The sequence below is a fragment of the Leptolyngbya cf. ectocarpi LEGE 11479 genome (assembly GCF_015207065.1).
Classification (GTDB): Bacteria; Cyanobacteriota; Cyanobacteriia; order Phormidesmidales; family Phormidesmidaceae; genus Leptothoe; species Leptothoe ectocarpi.
Genome location: NZ_JADEXP010000013.1, coordinates 24,184 through 40,782, shown reverse-complemented (window position 1 = coordinate 40,782; position 16,599 = coordinate 24,184). Strand labels below are relative to the sequence as shown.

The following is a 16,599-nucleotide window of genomic DNA, read 5'->3' as shown; positions in this document are numbered from 1 at the left end:
CCCCATGCTCGAACTCCACTGCCACACCACCTTCTCCGACGGCACCCTCACCCCACAGCAGCTAGTCGAGCGCGCTGTAGCCAAAGGCGTAAAGGCGCTAGCCATTACCGACCACGACACCATTGCAGGCTGGGATGAAGCCCGTAATGCAGCTCAACCTCACGGATTAGAGATTGTCCCTGGCATTGAACTGAGTACGACATATAACGGTCGCTCCATGCATATTCTGGGATTCTATCCAGATCCACAAAAATTACGAGATCCTTTAGAGGAACGCATTGAAGGACGTCATCGCCGGGCGCAAAAAATGGTGGATAAGCTCAGTGAGCTAGGCTATCCCATTGACCTGCCGTCGATGCCCGGTAATATAGCGCCCGGTCGTCCCCATGTGGCCAGGGCCATGCTAGCCGCTGGCTATGTCACCTCTCAACAAGAAGCGTTTCAGCGGTTTATTGGTGACCACGGCCCAGCCTATGTACCCTATGAAAAATTTACAGCGGCAGAAGGGATTGCTCTGCTAAAAAGCTGTGGGGCGGTCCCGGTGTGGGCTCACCCTTACTTATTTCGCGGTGGCATTGTGGAGGAGGTCCTGCCTGAGCTGGTCCAGGCGGGGCTGATGGGTGTGGAAGTGTATCATCCTCAGCACAGCATTAGCGAAGAACGTGTTTTGGCAGAACTCTGTGAACAGTATGGCCTATTGATGACGGGCGGAAGCGACTACCACGGTCCTCAACCGAAACCAAAGGCAGGAGATACCGAACTCAATGGCTTACAGCTGTCACTGGAGCTATTGGATGTGGTTAAAGACGCGGCGGCTAGTTTAGTGTAAGGTGAATCACCCTGCACGCCTTGACTCAAGCCCCACTCAAACCCCACACTCAAACCACTGCGGGCTCCCCTGCCATACGAGGGTTCCAGCGCGAACGTTGTTCTTCGATGTGCATGTTTTCGCTATTCTTTTTCAAATGGCGAGGGCTGCTTTCAAAGGCGAGGGATGAGGGTAATGCGTCTGCACCATACTCAGTCTGGATAAATGCAATCACCTCCTGATAGGACGGAGAAAATCCATCATCAGGGCCAACAGAGTTGACAGCCAGGGTCTTTCTAAGAGCTGTGGAGAATAGTCCCGTACCGTCATCAAAGAAGCGTTCGGTGGTCTCTCCGTACTTGGCATAGGGATAAAATGAAATATCCGTAGGGGCTTTGCTGGCGACCCATGAAACATAGGCCCAGTACTCGCTAAAGGTGCCAAAATCGTTGGCGGAGCGCATCATCAATAGTAGCCAATGATCTGTCGATGTGTAATAGGTGGCGATCTGTTGTGCAAAAGATTTGAGGTGTTCTTGTTTGAACCACATGTGGTGGGGAATAAATGTTCCAGTCTCATCTGTCAGTGGGGTTATTCCTAACACTGATTGAATCCAGGTGGCCCACTTACCCACAATCTTGGGATTGCCGTAGGCATTGTGCTGTAGTAGGGCAAAAACATGTTCTAGGGTTTCTCCCTGAGTGCGACACACTGGCCAGGTTTCTGCAGGTAGCAAGTCACTATCCCAAACTAGGTACCATTCGCTTAAATTAGCGATGCCTTCAAATGCGCCTAGTTTGAGGAGTTGTTGATAGAACCAGCCGGGATTGTAAAGGGATTTACCCAGGTTGAGTTCTGCGCAGATAGATGTTTTGGTAAGCCCTTGGAAAAATAGTTCTTCGTTGTGGATGTGTAGTGGTACGGTTTGCCACGTTTGGGCTATTGCCTGTAAGGATGCGGCTTCATCCGGCAGTGTAATGATGTGAATAGACCGGGGCTGGTAATGAACGCTCAATCCTTCTAGGACTGCTCGAGTATTCCAGCGAGTACGAAAAAGGGGGATAACAATATCGAAAGATTCATGGGCCATAGCGATCGCAAAGCGTTGGGATTAATCTGGTTGCGGTCGGGGCATACTATGGTGTGCCCCGACCTATTGTTGTGTTTCTGTTGTTTCTGGTTTACACAGGGGAGAGAACCTCTACTGTTTCTATAGCATGGGTTTTGACCGTCTCCATCAGGCTGTGACCAACTGTGGATGGATCTTCTAGGCCAACATCGCTGCAGAGTGGATCTACACCGAGACCCTGACGGGGATAATCGGCACAGATTTGGCGGTAGGCGTCAATGGCTGCGTATAGTTCATCCTGGGGCAAGGTGTTGAGGTAGCCACAATTGCCAATCGTACCCTTAGGTAAGGGGGCTACCAGGTTACCACCGCGTTTCTGAACAATCTTTTCCTGGGAGGCCCAGAGGGTCTCTTGATTTAGTAGCACATCATTCCAAAGGCTGAGACCAAAGGAGCTGATCAGCCGAAGAATGCGATGGAATTCTTCAGAGGTGATCCAGCTATCACGGTAGCTAAGATAGGCACCAAAACCCATCCCAATCGCTACGGCATGACCGTGTAGTAGACCAGCCTCGATTTCAAATCCAGGAGACCAGGTATGCCCATAGGCATGGGGCCGACACTGATGGGTTTCATAGAGATTGTCGTATTCAGCTTCGACATAGCTTCTCAGGGCAGCACCCAGAATTTTCTGGGAAAGAACGCTGATGTCAGCACCGGGTTCACAGTCTAAGGTGCCAAAACGAGTTTCAATCAGCTGTGGCCCCGCCTGTTCTAGGTACTCAAATAGCTCGATGTTTTTGACCGTGGCCATTTTAATAATCTCGGCAATGCCGTGACGCAGCCAGCCTTCTCGCAGTGTTTTGAAGAAGGATCGATCCGTGAGGGAGAGTACAGGGGCATGGTAGGCACCAAAGAGATTTTTGTAGCCAAAGCCATCGCAACAGGTACGGGGAGATGGCCCAGCGTCAATGCCGGCCACAATAGATGTGGAGAGCATGACATATGGGGTATTGCGGTGATAGAGCGCGCAGGCTAGGCCACCCGTATCTGTCAGCACGCCTCCACCAACGATTAGGACAGGTTCGTTACGACAGACGCCAACTGCCTTAAAGTCACCGAGCATGCGTTCTACGGTGTGAATGCCTTTATCCACTTCCATAGCACGGTATACCAGTTTCTCCAGGTGGATGCCGTGGTGTTTGAAATAGGTCTCGATTTGCTCGCCGTAAAAGGTTTCGACATTCTGATCAACTAAGCAAACACAGCGCCCGTGGGCAATGTACATATCTCGTAGGACAGTCTGCTGAGGATCCAAGGAGTTTTCGACTACCCGAATCGAGGTGAACGTTCGTGATGTCATCACAGCTTCGATGATCTGATCGTCATCGGTGCTCACCACATGGGCCTGACTTTCCCTGTAGCTAGAGGTGGGATAGATGGCGTGGGGATTTTCGTCCACCAGGCGATCGGCTAACTCTTGATAAAAACTGCTGTCAGCGCTACGCAAAAGCCGCTCTAAAAGCTTACTAGCACCTAGGTTAGACTGATGAACCCGCGCGGCAAATGTAGTCCATTCCGTCCCTGCAGCTTGATCAAATGCAGTAATCACCTCAGCCAGTAGTCCAAAAAATCTGCTCGTGGAGAAGTTGAGACAGCTACGTAGACTGCGACAAGCTGAAAGACCTGCGATCGCATCTGCTGCTGCAAACTCTTGGCCTAGTTCTTCAGAAAAGGCGGGACCATTAACCAACGCAAGAATCACATTCCTGAAAGACTTTCCACAACAAACAGCCTCAATGGAATTATCTAAATTTTGATACGCCAAAGGCTCACTGTCATAGGCTGAAATAAACGCTTGAACAGCTGGGGTGGTATTTGACATTGTTGTTCCAAGAAAACTAGTAACCGGGGGATAACAAACTTTACAGTAACAGACAAAATCACAAGAACTGCAACAAAAATGCTGAAAGAAAAAAGTTTGTCAGATCCTTGCAAGAGGGTAGCTTAGACTACATTTAGAGCAAGGATTTCCAAGGTATTAAAGAACTGAAATAACAGTTTTTATTTTCCTGTAGAATAAACGCAGTTTACGAGTCAATCTAACTAACTGCCTTCAGTCTTCTACTGAACCACATTGTTATGTCATCAGTCTGTTAGCTAGAAGACTTTTTAGAGAAAAAGTGTTGAATCAGGTGTGTTGTATTATGTTTTTTCCGGGGATGGAAATTTCTGAGGTTTGGCAACACCGTATCCCAAGGACTAGCTTGCTAAAAACAATCCGCTTTCGGTACAGATACCGCTTAGCGGACGGTCCCAGCTATTTTTAGGAATCTGGGGTAAGCGGGCAAACTCAAATACAATGCCAATGGTCGGTTTCCCGTGCCAGCTAGCCTGACTTAACATGCGGTCGTAAAAGCCGCCGCCGTAGCCCAGACGATAGCCTCGCACATCACAGGCAACAGCTGGGACTAAAATTAAATCCACTTTGTGGGGGTCTATCAGTGGGGAGGTGGGATCCGGTTCGGTAATACCATAGGTACCAGGACGCAGGGGCCAGCTGCAGCTGGGAAACCAGCGATGCCAGATGAGGTCCTTATCCTCACAGCGGGGTAATCCCCAGGAACGCTGTTGAGCCAACAAACTGCCCAGGTGGGGTTCATTGCGAAAGCTGCAGTAGGCCAAGATTGTTCGCGCTGATTGGAATGTGGGCCATTGGGTAAGGTGGGTGCAGATGCGATCGCACTTTTGCTGCCATACCTGGGGGGGCATTGCCTGCCGGGCCTTGAGTAATGACCGACGCATCTGAGCCTTTTGATCCTGGATTTTGGCAATGGCAGCGGGCCTGTAGGTTTCCGACATTAGCTCCGACACTGGTTCCGACATGGGCGGTGGCAACTGGCTGAGGTGCCGCCATGGTACACCCGGAACTCACCTCCTGCCTATTCTCCATAAAATTCATCTTTCGCGATAGCGTTAGACAAGCATTGAGTTCTCAGGAGCACTGACTATCGATACCGTATCCCCCATCCAACGGCTATCCCAGGATGTCATTAGTCTGATTGCGGCTGGAGAAGTGATTGATTCCCTGGCGGCGGTGGTGCGAGAGCTGGCGGAAAATGCATTAGATGCAAAAGCGACACGGATTTCTATTCACCTATGGCCAGAGCTGTGGCGGGTACGAGTCACGGATAACGGCTCTGGCATGGGCCGTGTCGATCTAGAACAGGCGGCGACGGCCCACAGTACGAGCAAAATACGCACCTGCGATGATCTGAGTCAAATTCAAAGTTTGGGGTTCCGGGGGGAGGCCCTTCATAGTCTGGCGCAGCTGTCAGATCTGGAGATCCGTAGTCGGGTAGCAACGGATGTGGGCTGGCGGGTGACCTATGGGGCGGAAGGGACAGTGACGGCCATTGAGGAAGTTGCGATCGCACCCGGCACCGTAGTCATGGCCGACAATCTGTTTGACCGCTTGCCCAATCGCCGCCAGGTGCTACCCTCGGTTGCCCAGCAGCTGCGTCAGGTGCAGCAGACTGTGCAGCAGCTAGCCCTGTGTCATCCCCAGGTAACCTGGCAGGTGGGGCACACTGACCGCGACTGGTTTACTCTGTGGCCTGGCTCTACAGCCAAAACGGTTATGCCCCAGATTTTGCGCGATGTTGCTGTCCATGATTTAGAACAGGTCAGTCTGGATGCGGCGGATTTGGGGTGTCCCCAGGGCCAGCTGGATTTGTTAGTGGGGCTGCCCGATCGCTGTCATCGGCGGCGGCCTGACTGGATCCGGGTAGCAATCAACGGGCGGGCCGTCACTGCGCCTGTGTTAGAACAGTCGTTAATCTATAATTTCCGACGCACGCTGCCGCGAGATCGCTACCCGGTCTGTTTTTTGCATTTGCGGGTGCCTGCGGCTCAGGTGGACTGGAACCGTAATCCGGCCAAGTCTGAGATTTATTTGCAGGATACAGAAGGCTGGTGCGATCGGATTGCGATCGCTGTTGAAAAAGCATTGCGGTTATCTAACCTGGCAGCCAGCAGCCAGCGGACAAAACAACTTTTCAAAACCGCTGAAGTCTCTGCTAGCTATGCTGGCCAGCAAGAGTTGCCCAGTCAGCTAAAGGCCGTTGCTCAAGTGCAAGACACCTATATTGTGGCAGAACACAGCGGTGGCGTATGCCTAGTGGAACAGCACATTGCCCATGAGCGGGTTATCTATGAACAGATTAAAGCTCACTGGCAAACAGTGCCCGTAGAACCCGCCATTATTTTGAGTCAGCTCAGTGCGCGTCAGGTGGAGCAATTACGTCGGCTGGGTCTGGATGTGGATTTGTTTGGTGAGAATCTTTGGGTCGTGCGGAATGTGCCGGCGGCTCTGGCTAAGCGAGATGACAGTGCCGACGCTTTGTTAGAACTCAGCCTGGGTGGGGATGTGGATGCGGCCATGGTGGCCACGGCCTGTCGCACTGCGATTCGGAATGGGACACCGCTGACCATGGAGACCATGCAGACATTATTAGATGATTGGCAACGGACTAAGAATCCCAGGACCTGTCCCCACGGACGACCGATTTGTTTGACATTGGAGGAGTCAAGCTTGTCGAGGTATTTTCGGCGGCATTGGGTGGTTGGCAAAAGTCACGGGTTGAGACGCTCAACATAATCCCAAACCTTTTCAATTAATTTAGGCTCGTTAGAGTCAAACCACTTAATTGCCGTTTCCTTTCGAAACCAGGTTCTCTGGCGCTTGGCAAACTGTTGCGTATGCCGAATCGTCAAAGCAATCGCCTCCGTCAGGGTTCTGTCCCCGGCCAGATAGTCCTTCACCTCCGCATATCCCAGGGTATTCAGCAACGGTAAATCCGCCCCGTAACGATTGATCAACCGTTCCACCTCCTCCACAAAGCCAGCGTTCACCATGGAATGGGTGCGTTGAGCGATTCGCGATCGCAGGTTTTCACCACAGTCTAAGCCGATATAGATCAAGGGATAGTCCGGTGGGTTCTTGCCCTGCTGTGATGAAATTGATTTGCCCGTGGCATAGTAGACCTCCAGGGCACGCAGGGTGCGGACGGTGTCATTGGGGTGAATCCGTTGGCTGGCGTTAGGATCGACCTGCTGTAGAAAGGCATAACACTGGGGCTGCCCCAGATTCGTGAGCTGCTGACGCAGGGGTGGTTGGGGGGCAACTCGGGGAATGATTAGGCCTTTTGCGATCGCATTTACATACAGCCCGGTCCCCCCCACCAATAAAGGCACCTGATTTTGGCGCTGATGTATTTGCAGAATGAGTTCCTGTGCCTTTTCTTGATAATCAGCCACCGTTAGCGTCTCAGTGGGCTCACATATATCAATGAGATAGTGAGGTACCAACTGCCGCTCTGCCCAGGACGGTTTCGCCGTACCAATATCAAATTCGCGATACACCTGCCGCGAATCTGCCCCCAAAATCACCCCCTGTACCCGCTGAGCCAGCTCCACCGCTAAACCAGACTTCCCCGCAGCAGTCGGTCCAACGACTATAATGAGGAATGGTACATAGGAACTAAACCCAGGTTTACTTGTACTCAACGAAAAAGACCTATTGATATTGTGTGTAAATTTTTTTGATCCATCCCTAATAAATACACATGCTCAAAGCCATTCAGAATCGCTTTTAACCCCTTTGTGCTAGAATCCGGGGGCACAATTTCATTTCTAACGCTACTGCGGCTTTACGACCGTCTTAGGAGATAGGAAAGCATGACAACCGACTACGGTGCTGATCAGATTCAGGTGCTCGAAGGCCTGGAGCCTGTGCGCAAGCGGCCAGGTATGTACATTGGCACCACCGGGCCACGTGGTTTGCATCACCTAGTTTACGAGGTTGTTGACAACTCCGTTGACGAAGCTCTGGCGGGTCACTGCAGCACGATTACCATTGACCTCAATGCCGATGGCTCCGTCACGGTTACCGACGATGGCCGTGGGATTCCTACTGATGTCCATTCTCGCACGGGAAAGTCTGCCCTAGAGACGGTCATGACCGTGCTCCACGCCGGGGGTAAGTTTGGCGGCGGTGGCTATAAGGTGTCCGGCGGACTCCACGGTGTGGGTGTCTCGGTAGTTAACGCCCTGTCCGAATGGGTCGAGGTTACCGTATGGCGCAATAAAAAAGAACATGTACAGCGCTACGAGCGGGGTGAAGCCCAGGGCGAACTGCGCATTAAAAACGGTGCCGGTAGCCGTACAGGCACGTCCGTTAGCTTTAAGCCCGACGGTCTAATCTTTACTGAGACTGTTGAATTTGACTACACCACATTGGCGGGACGCTTGCGAGAGCTGGCCTACCTCAATGCGGGTGTAGATATCATCTTCACCGACCATCGCTTAGAGCTGCTAAAGTCCGATGAACCCAAGGTTAACCGCTATTTTTACGAAGGCGGTATCCGTGAGTACGTTGAATACATTAATAAAGACAAGCAGCCGATTCACCCTGACATTATTTATGTGACTGGCGAAAAAAATGGAGTCCAGGTAGAAGCTTCCCTACAGTGGTGTGTGGATGCCTACTCTGATAACCTGATGGGCTTTGCCAACAATATTCGCACCATTGACGGCGGTACCCACCTAGAAGGTCTTAAAGCGGTACTTACCCGCACCATGAATAACTTCGCCCGCAAGCGTAATAAGCGCAAAGACAATGAATCCAACCTGGCCGGTGAAAATATTCGAGAAGGTCTGACAGCGGTTATTTCTGTCAAGGTGCCAGAGCCCGAATTTGAAGGACAGACTAAAACCAAGCTAGGTAATACCGAGGTGCGCGGGATTGTTGACTCACTGATCGGCGAGACCCTAAGCGAGTATTTAGACTTTAATCCCAGTGTGGTGGACTCTATTTTAGAGAAGGCCATCCAATCCTTTAATGCGGCAGAGGCTGCCCGCCGTGCCCGCGATCTAGTGCGACGTAAGTCGGTGCTAGAGTCCTCCACGCTGCCGGGTAAGCTGGCCGACTGTAGCTCCCGCGACCCAGCTGAGTCAGAAATCTTTATTGTTGAGGGGGACTCTGCTGGAGGTAGTGCCAAGCAGGGCCGCGACCGACGCTTCCAGGCGATTTTGCCATTGCGAGGCAAGATTCTCAACATTGAGAAAACAGACGACGCCAAGATTTATAAAAACAATGAAGTCCAGTCGCTGATTACCGCATTGGGGCTAGGGATCAAAGGTGAAGATTTTGACCCGGCGCAGCTGCGCTACCATCGCATTTGTCTAATGACAGATGCAGACGTGGATGGGGCGCATATTCGTACTCTGCTGCTGACATTCTTCTATCGCTATCAGCGGGCCCTGATTGATCAAGGGTTTGTGTATATTGCCTGTCCGCCGCTGTATAAGCTAGAGCGAGGTCGCCGACATACCTACTGCTACAGCGAGCAGGAGCTGCAGCGCGGTATTAGTGCCCTACCTGAAAACGCAAAATATAATGTACAACGGTTTAAGGGTTTGGGTGAGATGATGCCCGTCCAGCTATGGGATACCACCATGAACCCTGAAAGTCGTACGCTGAAAAAAGTGGAGATTGAGGATGCCGCCGAAGCAGAGCGGATCTTTACCGTACTGATGGGGGACCGTGTGGCTCCTCGCCGTGAGTTTATTGAGACCTATGGTCCCAAGCTGAATATGGCAGATTTGGATATCTAAGGGGGCGTTGCTGCTCCTCAGGATAAGTTACCTGAGCAATAATCCTGTGGGTGCCTGTCCCCACAGGATTATTGGGTGATGATATTTATTCAATCACTAAGCAATCGGGATGAACTTTGCTGAGCATGTCTTGAAATGCAGGAGTATACTGACCGTTCTCATCAACAATTCGGCGTAGAACATATTCGCCTACTCGGGGTAACCCACCAAACCAGACATTTTTGCGTTGCCAAATATCGCCATTCTTAGCGCTGTCATCCTGGCACATGGTGGCGCTAAGAATCCATCTGGGCACCGGGATACCAAAGGTGATAGGTGTGACTTGGGCCATTTGCAAACTATCGTCCTCAAACTGGATTTTGTATCGGAAGCCCGACAGCTGAGCCGCCCATAAGAGGATCCATCCCAAAATGTTGCGGTGGAATGTCCATTGAGTCGGTTCTGTTACCGGTAGGGTGAGACAGTTCGTAGCCTCATCCCACTCCTGGTTGTACATATTAATACAGTCATCCGGCAAAGGATTACCATCCATAAAAAAGACACCTTTTAAGACACTGGGGAGATTGGTAGGCTGAGTAGATGTCATCCAAGTTGCAATGTTCTCAAACTTTTGGGATACGACGGAGCCAGTCATGGTGGTTTATCCTATGTAATGTGCGAAATGAATGTGAAAAAGAGAAAACGAGAAAGAGAAAGGCCGAGCAGGGGCTGATGGATTGTTAAGCTTTAGCTGCAAACCCTTGAAGTTCTAGCTCATTTGGGGTTACTGCCGTAACATTTTCAAAATCCCATTTCACCTCTGTAAACTGTTGCCATTGGTACTGCTTGAAGAGATACATACAAAAAACCTTAATCAGTTCAATCGATAGAGATTTCCCTGGACAGACTCGTTCATGGGCATCACCATTCCACGACAAAAGATCAGAGAAATCTCGTTGAACTGAAAACTCATCTGGTTTGTCGTAGCGATTGCCGTCACGGTTAGCCGTAAAGATTGAGCCCAGTAATCGTGTACCCTTCTGGAATGGGCATTTTTGACTCCCGATTTCAACTTCACCAGATTCTGTTGCTAGCTGACTGACGAAGCGTACGGGAGGATACATACGAGCCGTTTCTAAAATCACTTTATGGAGAAGCGTAGCCTGTCGGAGACTGTCACCCGTAAGCGATGCGGTATCTGGCCAGACCGTATTGATTTCGTTGACCACATCGACCTTTAGGTCGTCATTCAGGCATAAAACACCGATAACAGACCCCATGAGCGCACTAGTCCCGGCAGTACCAGCAATGTGGATCATATCGAATAGGCCATTGGCAACCTGGTCTGGACTGAGGCCATACTGTTTTCCGGTTTCAACATAGGCAGCCCAGTTAGAAGCGGTCTTATAGCGCTGAATTAGGTGTTGGCGATGTTTAATAATCGGTCCAGTTTTGAAGGCTAGCAGATAGCGACTGATGAACGTGGGTAAGGTAGCCAGGGGCAACCCTTTGATATAACCGCGTGAGGCCGTGACTTCATCCTCAGACAGAGAAATCTGAAATACCAAATGGTGCAAGATCTTCACCATAAAACGGGGGAGATCGTCACCGATGTGCAGGTTTCCTTGTTTGGCTGCGGTTGATAAGAACTTATCAACATAATCTCCTAAGCCATCTGCCTCGGTAAATGGATCGGGTAGTGCCTGTTGAAAGATAGCGCGTATGCCGGTGTGATCCTTGCCATTCATCCCTAAACTCAGGGGATTATTGAGCATGTAGCCGGGGGCCAGGATTCTAATAATGCCTAAATCATTACCACGCACCTGGGGCTCAATCTGCATGAGCTTTTTAACCTGAGCATGGTCGGCATGCATGATGGCGTGATCAACGGCAAAAAATGTGTTGCCAATTTGTTCTTTGCGAATATAGAGAAAATCTCGCCATGCTTTTAATATGGTGAACCCCTCACTGTAATAGGGTTTTAAACGTAGTAATTTACCCAAAGTGCTGTCGTAGCCAACTTTGGCCAGCCGCCGAGAGAGTTTGACTTGGCTGTCGTGGGCCTTGAGCACTTTCTGTGTGAATGTAGTGATGTCCATGATGATGATGTTATGGGGAGATTTGGACGTGCTATCTAGATATTGATACTTTGGGGAATGTTTTTAGGTAAGAGGTATTCATAGGGGGGCCGATCTCGATTCCGCTCGTAAATGATATCGGTGATTTCTTCCAAGCGAGTTTTAAATTTTTTCAAGGGATCTGCTACTTTACTGTCCTGAAAATGGTCTTTATCGTACTGTCCTAATTCGGTGAAATGAGCTGAGCCCAGCAGATAGAGCAGTTTTAGCTGTTCTTGAGACTGGCTTAGAGGAGGTAACAACTTAAAATAGTCTGCTTCGGTAGTGTGACTCCCTAGATCTGTTAGCTCGGTATAACCTGCCGTCGGCATGGCTGGTGCGAAGCTCATGACATCTTTTTGGGGAAAGTTGACGGCGGCATGTTGAGCGCTGGCGGTAAAAATGATCAGGGTGATGGCTTCAACCAGGTAGGCAAGGGTGCGAATCTGGCCGTCAGCTTCGCCAAAATCAATGACACGACCGCCATTGTGGGCGACTAATTCTTTGGCCCATGTCTGTAGGAGCGTGTCCTGTTGCACAGTGGCGTCATCAGCATAGTAAATCTGAAGATAGTTTTCTACCCAGCTGTGGATAGCATCCCAAATTAAAATGCTGTCGTCACGGTAGGGATAGACAGGCAAGCGGTCGATATCATCTACACCACGTTGTTTGAGCTGTTGAGGCAGCATGGCGGAATTGAAACCATAGGTTTGCAACCCAGTCACGGCTAGGACCCGAGCAGAGTCAATGGTGGCTGAGAGAATTTTGTTGACGCCTCCACCAGCAGCAATCAGTTTGACCTGGGCTTCGTTATTGATGGCCAGCATGCCTTGAAAGTGGGGGCGCAGCAGCAGGCTAACAGGATGGCTGTTGGGAAGTTGACGGTGGGTTGCGATCGCAAACGGCCCCACAAACAAATGAGTCCGGGCCAGATGGGTAACGGCCTCATGAAAGTTAGCATCGGCCACCTGCACAGCAGTCTTAGCACAAAGCCAGGCATAGGGATTGGATTGGGGTGTCAGGATGGAAAATTCGTCAGGGTTCTGCCCACACTGGATCGCCACCGGACGTAGCCGCCGATCTCCCTCGCCTGCCTGGGGCACCGCAAATAACGCCAGGGGAGCATAGAGATACTTGCGATCGCCCGGAAATGAACCATTGATAGCCCCATCCAGAATCCCATAATCAGCAATATATAAACGACCCCCTGCATAGGCAGCTGCCAAGGAGTCAGCTGTGCCCATGCTCCCTTGATAGTGAGCCTCTGTAACTGGAAAATTCGCCTGAGGCTTTGTTAGCCGCTGCAGCATCACCGGATTTGGGCCTGCCACCCGCATTGAGGCAAAGACCTCATCTTTTTCGTAGGTATAGGCGATGGCTGGCAGGGCAATTGTTTGAAAGAGGGCCTTAAAATCATCGATATCGTCTCCCTTTCCTTTAGGTGAATCAAGCTTTAATTTCTGTTGCACATTGGCCGCAAAGTCTCGAAGAAACTCCCGATTGACGCTGCTAAGAATATCCCTAATCAGAGCTTCTAGCTCTTCTGCATCCGTAGATAACTTGCCCAACAGAATTCTGGGCATAAACTTTGCCCCTTGCCAGAGGATCTTAGCGCGCGAAAATCCGCCATAGTCTGCTAGTGTTTCCTTAAACGTCTCCACCAGAAAGGCTTTGACATCATCGGCTGCCCCCGTTTTCCCGCAGTCGCCCCGATTGACAATAATGGTGTTGACTAACAGTTCAAACCCGACCTTGGCTACCATCAGCCGCCATGGCGATGAAAAAATCTCCTCCTCTGAAAGAGTGTCTGCCATCGCCACGGGAGGAATGTGCGTATAGTTATACTGATACCGCTGACGTTTTTCCTGTAGACCCTGCTGGTCATAAGCTGCTGTCATCCTAGTATGTCCATCGATATAGCGAATAAAACGTGACAAAGATCAGAAAGTCCTATAGCAGGGCCTCCTGCTCTTTAAACACACATTCTTTAATGCCCATTCCGCTAACTTTTTAGTATTTTGCCTCCAACCCCTCAATGTTGGGAACTTTGAGCCTGAGCTTTTTATGGATTGAGAAAAGGAAGGCTCAATATCTGATCGCTAATGTCTGATCGCTAATGGGAATTACTTACTACTGTAACCGTCCCACGAAAAACGTTGGCTTCGACTCCGCTCAGCCAACGTTTACACCCAGCATCCCCTTCGACTCCGCTCAGGAGACGCTTACCCTACGATTAGACTATTTTTTGGCAATTCACAGCCTGTGCTGTCATCATGCCCCAATGCCAATCAATCTTGTACTTTTCAATGAAGACTTCTTGCAATCCTTCCTCTTGAAGTATCATCTGACATTCACTAGCCCCGTAAGTACGAAAGTGAGCCCGATTAAATAAACGCAGAAAGAAATCACAGATACGACAGGTCCAATAATCATGGCACCAGTCGGTGATCACTAGACGACCTTCCGGCGTGAGAACTCTTTTTACTTCCTGTATCACCTGGGAAGGATTACGCAGGTAGTGGAACGCATTGGTTGAAACAACAACATCAAAACTTTCATCAGGGAATGGCAGCTCATCGGCACTCCCCAGCCATAACTCCACTGAATTTGGCAACTTCTGTTTGGCGACATTAAGCATTTCAACAGAAGTATCTAGGCCATAAAAAATTGCTGTTGGTGTGAGATGCATTAATTGCTGAATCAGGGTTCCTGTACCACAGCCAAGATCAAGAACGTGCTCATGGGGATTTATGGTTAGTCGGCTAATTGTTGCTTGGATAGTTGAATCGATATAAGACGACCAACGACGGTCATAGAAGGGCGCAAGACGAGAATACTCGTTTCGTACTGGGTCAAAATCCATAACTTCTGAGATTATTCTATAGCCTACCTTTTAGCTCATGTACTGCTTGGAGCAGTGACTCGGACGCTAGCTTTGAACCTTCTACACTGGGATGTGCATATTTGTCCCTAAATAAGTAGACTCCATCATCGGTCGTATATTTACAAACAGAGCCAGGGCATAAATCATGAAATATATCCAGTACATAAAAGTTTTGATAACGCTCTTGGAGATCTAATAAAGCATTATGAAGGGGTGCTCTTCTACTGAGGGAAGCACTTTTTGATAAGTAATTGCAGGTAAGGTTAAACCACTGTGCTGAGGAGAGTGGTGTACAGTTCGCGTCTTTGATAAAAGGTGTACCAGTTTGGAATATTATTCCAATTCCTTTTTGATCTAAATCTTGCGTAAACTGCTCTAAACGTTCAATCAGAGTGAGGATTTTATTCCGAGATTTCTCAGTTTGTTTGACTGGAGAATAATTATTGACATTGTCTATTATAAGAAGAACATCACCATCTCTTAGATGGGTCAAAAGCTCTGGAATCACATCCTCCCAGTAGTAGGTATTTGTCCCACTCCAAGATGATGTATTTAGAATGCCTCGAACGGGAGATGCTCCCCAAGAGGACGTTATAGTCACAGAGCTATTGACATCGTCATCATGTAGCGATTTCAGCATAGCAATTTCTGCAGCACTAGAGGAATCTCCGATAGCTAGATATCGTGTTGTTGCCGATTGCCAGTCTCCGAAGCTGCAGTCAGAAAAGCTTATTCTTTTACCAATATCTTCATCATTCTGTAAGGTGCATTTCTCTGCCGTCCAAACAATTTTATCTTTATGAGTCCATGAATCAGAAAGGCTCCATACGCCAGCAACTTTTATGGATTCTTTGCCAGTAAAGAGATAACCCTTTAAATTATTGCCGACATAAAACAAAAAAGCAGACGTTACAAGCAAAGTAATTATCCCAAATATAATTACGTCTGATTTCTTCCGAGGCCATTGAGAGCGGCGAAAAGGGTTTTCAATCCAAGAGTAAGAGAGGATAGCAAGAATAAAAATTAGTGCGCCTTGAATGGGGATAGTCCATTTTGTAATGCCAATTGTCCAACGACTGATAACGAGAACACTCCAGTGCCAGAGATAGAGCGAATAGGATAGAAGGCCTATCCGTACGATCCATTTATAGAACAACATGCTCATGCTTCTGGTCGTTTTGTCGAACGTCCATAACAAAACAGCAGTACAAATAACAATGATAATTCTAGAGTGAGCTTGAAAATCTTTGCTGACAAACAGCATTCCTATTAAGACTGCAATACTCAATAGTGCAATGATTCCTTTGGGATACTCCCGCGACTGAGGAGCCTGATAGCTATTTCTAAAGAGAATGATAAAACATCCAGCCCCCAACTCCCAGAATCTTGCAGGCATTAAGAAAAAAGCGGCAGATGTGTTCGTTTTGGATAGATCTGAATAATAAAGGAAGGAAATTATACTGAGAATTAAAACTACGACTAGCGCGCTAGCATAGTCACCCGCTTTTTTTGTTCTTAAAAGACTACAGAGGATCAGGAGAATTGGAAAAATGATGTAAAATTGCTCCTCAACTCCCAAAGACCAAGTTTGGGTAAATAGGTTCAACTCAGCACCCTGACCGAAGTAATTCGTTTCTTGGTTTAAAAGATATAAATTTGAAATGCCAGCAAGAGCAGCTATGCCAGTGCTCCATGAGGCCGAATATGATATTTCTGAAGGGGATATAAAAAGGTAGCCAACTAGGGTTGTGACTATAATGCAGCTGATAAGAGCGGGGAGAAGACGCTTAATCCTTTTAGAGTAAAAAAATAATAGAAAGCTTTTCCAGTTTTGCTTATCTTGTCTAATCAGTGACGACGTGACGACAAAACCAGAGATCACAAAAAAGATATCTACACCTAAGAAGCCACTGGGTAGAATTTGAGCGTTGAAGTGGTTAACGATAACGGCCATGATAGCTATGGCTCTGAGACCATCAATCTCTGGCTGATAGAATGGATGAGACGGTATGGGTACTATCGTTTTTTTCGAAGCCATTTAAATCATTTTTTACGTCAAGTTAAT

12 protein-coding genes are annotated in these 16,599 nt (G+C 48.9%); 3 read left to right on the top strand and 9 right to left on the bottom strand.

All coding sequences use genetic code 11. From position 1 onward, the window contains the following. Positions 1 to 829, top strand: an 829-nt coding sequence (locus IQ260_RS03090) for a PHP domain-containing protein (protein WP_322744885.1), incomplete at its 5' end; no start/stop codon positions are given. Positions 830 to 878: 49 nt separating this feature from the next. On the opposite strand, the gene IQ260_RS03085 is transcribed toward IQ260_RS03090, so the two are convergent. From IQ260_RS03085 to IQ260_RS03075, 3 genes are all read right to left on the bottom strand, one after another. Further along, complete coding sequence (locus IQ260_RS03085; protein ID WP_193990733.1) at positions 879 to 1,898, bottom strand: DUF6492 family protein; 1,020 nt, start codon at positions 1,896 to 1,898, stop codon at positions 879 to 881. A gap of 91 nt (positions 1,899 to 1,989) precedes the next feature. Further along, entirely contained in the window at positions 1,990 to 3,762 is a 1,773-nt protein-coding gene (locus IQ260_RS03080) for a sedoheptulose 7-phosphate cyclase (RefSeq protein WP_193990731.1), read from the bottom strand. Between the two features lie 377 nt (positions 3,763 to 4,139). Further along, the gene (locus IQ260_RS03075) at positions 4,140 to 4,763 is read right to left on the bottom strand and encodes a 5-formyltetrahydrofolate cyclo-ligase (protein WP_228015451.1); all 624 of its coding nucleotides are present in this window, start codon (positions 4,761 to 4,763) and stop codon (positions 4,140 to 4,142) included. A gap of 100 nt (positions 4,764 to 4,863) precedes the next feature. Between IQ260_RS03075 and mutL the strand changes: the two genes are divergently transcribed. Continuing rightward, a complete protein-coding gene (gene mutL / locus IQ260_RS03070; RefSeq protein ID WP_322744886.1) occupies positions 4,864 to 6,537 on the top strand; it encodes a DNA mismatch repair endonuclease MutL in 1,674 nt (557 codons plus the stop codon). Here mutL and miaA read toward each other — a convergent pair. Next, positions 6,513 to 7,445, bottom strand: a complete 933-nt coding sequence (gene miaA / locus IQ260_RS03065; RefSeq protein ID WP_228015449.1) for a tRNA (adenosine(37)-N6)-dimethylallyltransferase MiaA — start codon at positions 7,443 to 7,445, stop codon at positions 6,513 to 6,515. The genes mutL and miaA overlap by 25 nt on opposite strands. A 171-nt stretch (positions 7,446 to 7,616) precedes the next feature. On the opposite strand from miaA, the gene gyrB reads away from it, so the two are divergent. Next, positions 7,617 to 9,554 (top strand): DNA topoisomerase (ATP-hydrolyzing) subunit B, encoded by a 1,938-nt coding sequence (gene gyrB, locus IQ260_RS03060; RefSeq protein ID WP_193990729.1) that lies wholly within the window; start codon positions 7,617 to 7,619, stop codon positions 9,552 to 9,554. An 85-nt stretch (positions 9,555 to 9,639) separates the two neighbouring features. Here gyrB and IQ260_RS03055 read toward each other — a convergent pair whose 3' ends face one another. The 5 genes from IQ260_RS03055 to IQ260_RS03035 form a co-directional block, all read right to left on the bottom strand. Beyond that, entirely contained in the window at positions 9,640 to 10,188 is a 549-nt protein-coding gene (locus IQ260_RS03055; protein ID WP_193990727.1) for a hypothetical protein, read from the bottom strand. A gap of 85 nt (positions 10,189 to 10,273) precedes the next feature. Beyond that, entirely contained in the window at positions 10,274 to 11,632 is a 1,359-nt protein-coding gene (locus IQ260_RS03050; protein ID WP_193990725.1) for a cytochrome P450, read from the bottom strand. Positions 11,633 to 11,667: 35 nt separating this feature from the next. After that, entirely contained in the window at positions 11,668 to 13,548 is a 1,881-nt protein-coding gene (locus IQ260_RS03045; protein ID WP_193990724.1) for a lipoxygenase family protein, read from the bottom strand. Between the two features lie 335 nt (positions 13,549 to 13,883). After that, complete coding sequence (locus IQ260_RS03040) at positions 13,884 to 14,513, bottom strand: class I SAM-dependent methyltransferase (protein ID WP_193990722.1); 630 nt, start codon at positions 14,511 to 14,513, stop codon at positions 13,884 to 13,886. Between the two features lie 16 nt (positions 14,514 to 14,529). After that, positions 14,530 to 16,572, bottom strand: a complete 2,043-nt coding sequence (locus tag IQ260_RS03035) for an acyltransferase family protein (RefSeq protein ID WP_228015447.1) — start codon at positions 16,570 to 16,572, stop codon at positions 14,530 to 14,532. Positions 16,573 to 16,599: the final 27 nt, after the last annotated feature.

Bases quoted from the DNA above. Each gene is read 5' to 3' on its own strand.
- IQ260_RS03085 (WP_193990733.1), bottom strand. From the start codon at position 1,898: ATGGCCCATGAATCTTTCGATATTGTTATCCCCCTTTTTCGTACTCGC.
- IQ260_RS03080 (WP_193990731.1), bottom strand. From the start codon at position 3,762: ATGTCAAATACCACCCCAGCTGTTCAAGCGTTTATTTCAGCCTATGAC.
- IQ260_RS03075 (WP_228015451.1), bottom strand. From the start codon at position 4,763: ATGTCGGAACCAGTGTCGGAGCTAATGTCGGAAACCTACAGGCCCGCT.
- gyrB (WP_193990729.1), top strand. From the start codon at position 7,617: ATGACAACCGACTACGGTGCTGATCAGATTCAGGTGCTCGAAGGCCTG.
- IQ260_RS03055 (WP_193990727.1), bottom strand. From the start codon at position 10,188: ATGACTGGCTCCGTCGTATCCCAAAAGTTTGAGAACATTGCAACTTGG.
- IQ260_RS03050 (WP_193990725.1), bottom strand. From the start codon at position 11,632: ATGGACATCACTACATTCACACAGAAAGTGCTCAAGGCCCACGACAGC.
- IQ260_RS03045 (WP_193990724.1), bottom strand. From the start codon at position 13,548: ATGACAGCAGCTTATGACCAGCAGGGTCTACAGGAAAAACGTCAGCGG.
- IQ260_RS03040 (WP_193990722.1), bottom strand. From the start codon at position 14,513: ATGGATTTTGACCCAGTACGAAACGAGTATTCTCGTCTTGCGCCCTTC.
- IQ260_RS03035 (WP_228015447.1), bottom strand. From the start codon at position 16,572: ATGGCTTCGAAAAAAACGATAGTACCCATACCGTCTCATCCATTCTAT.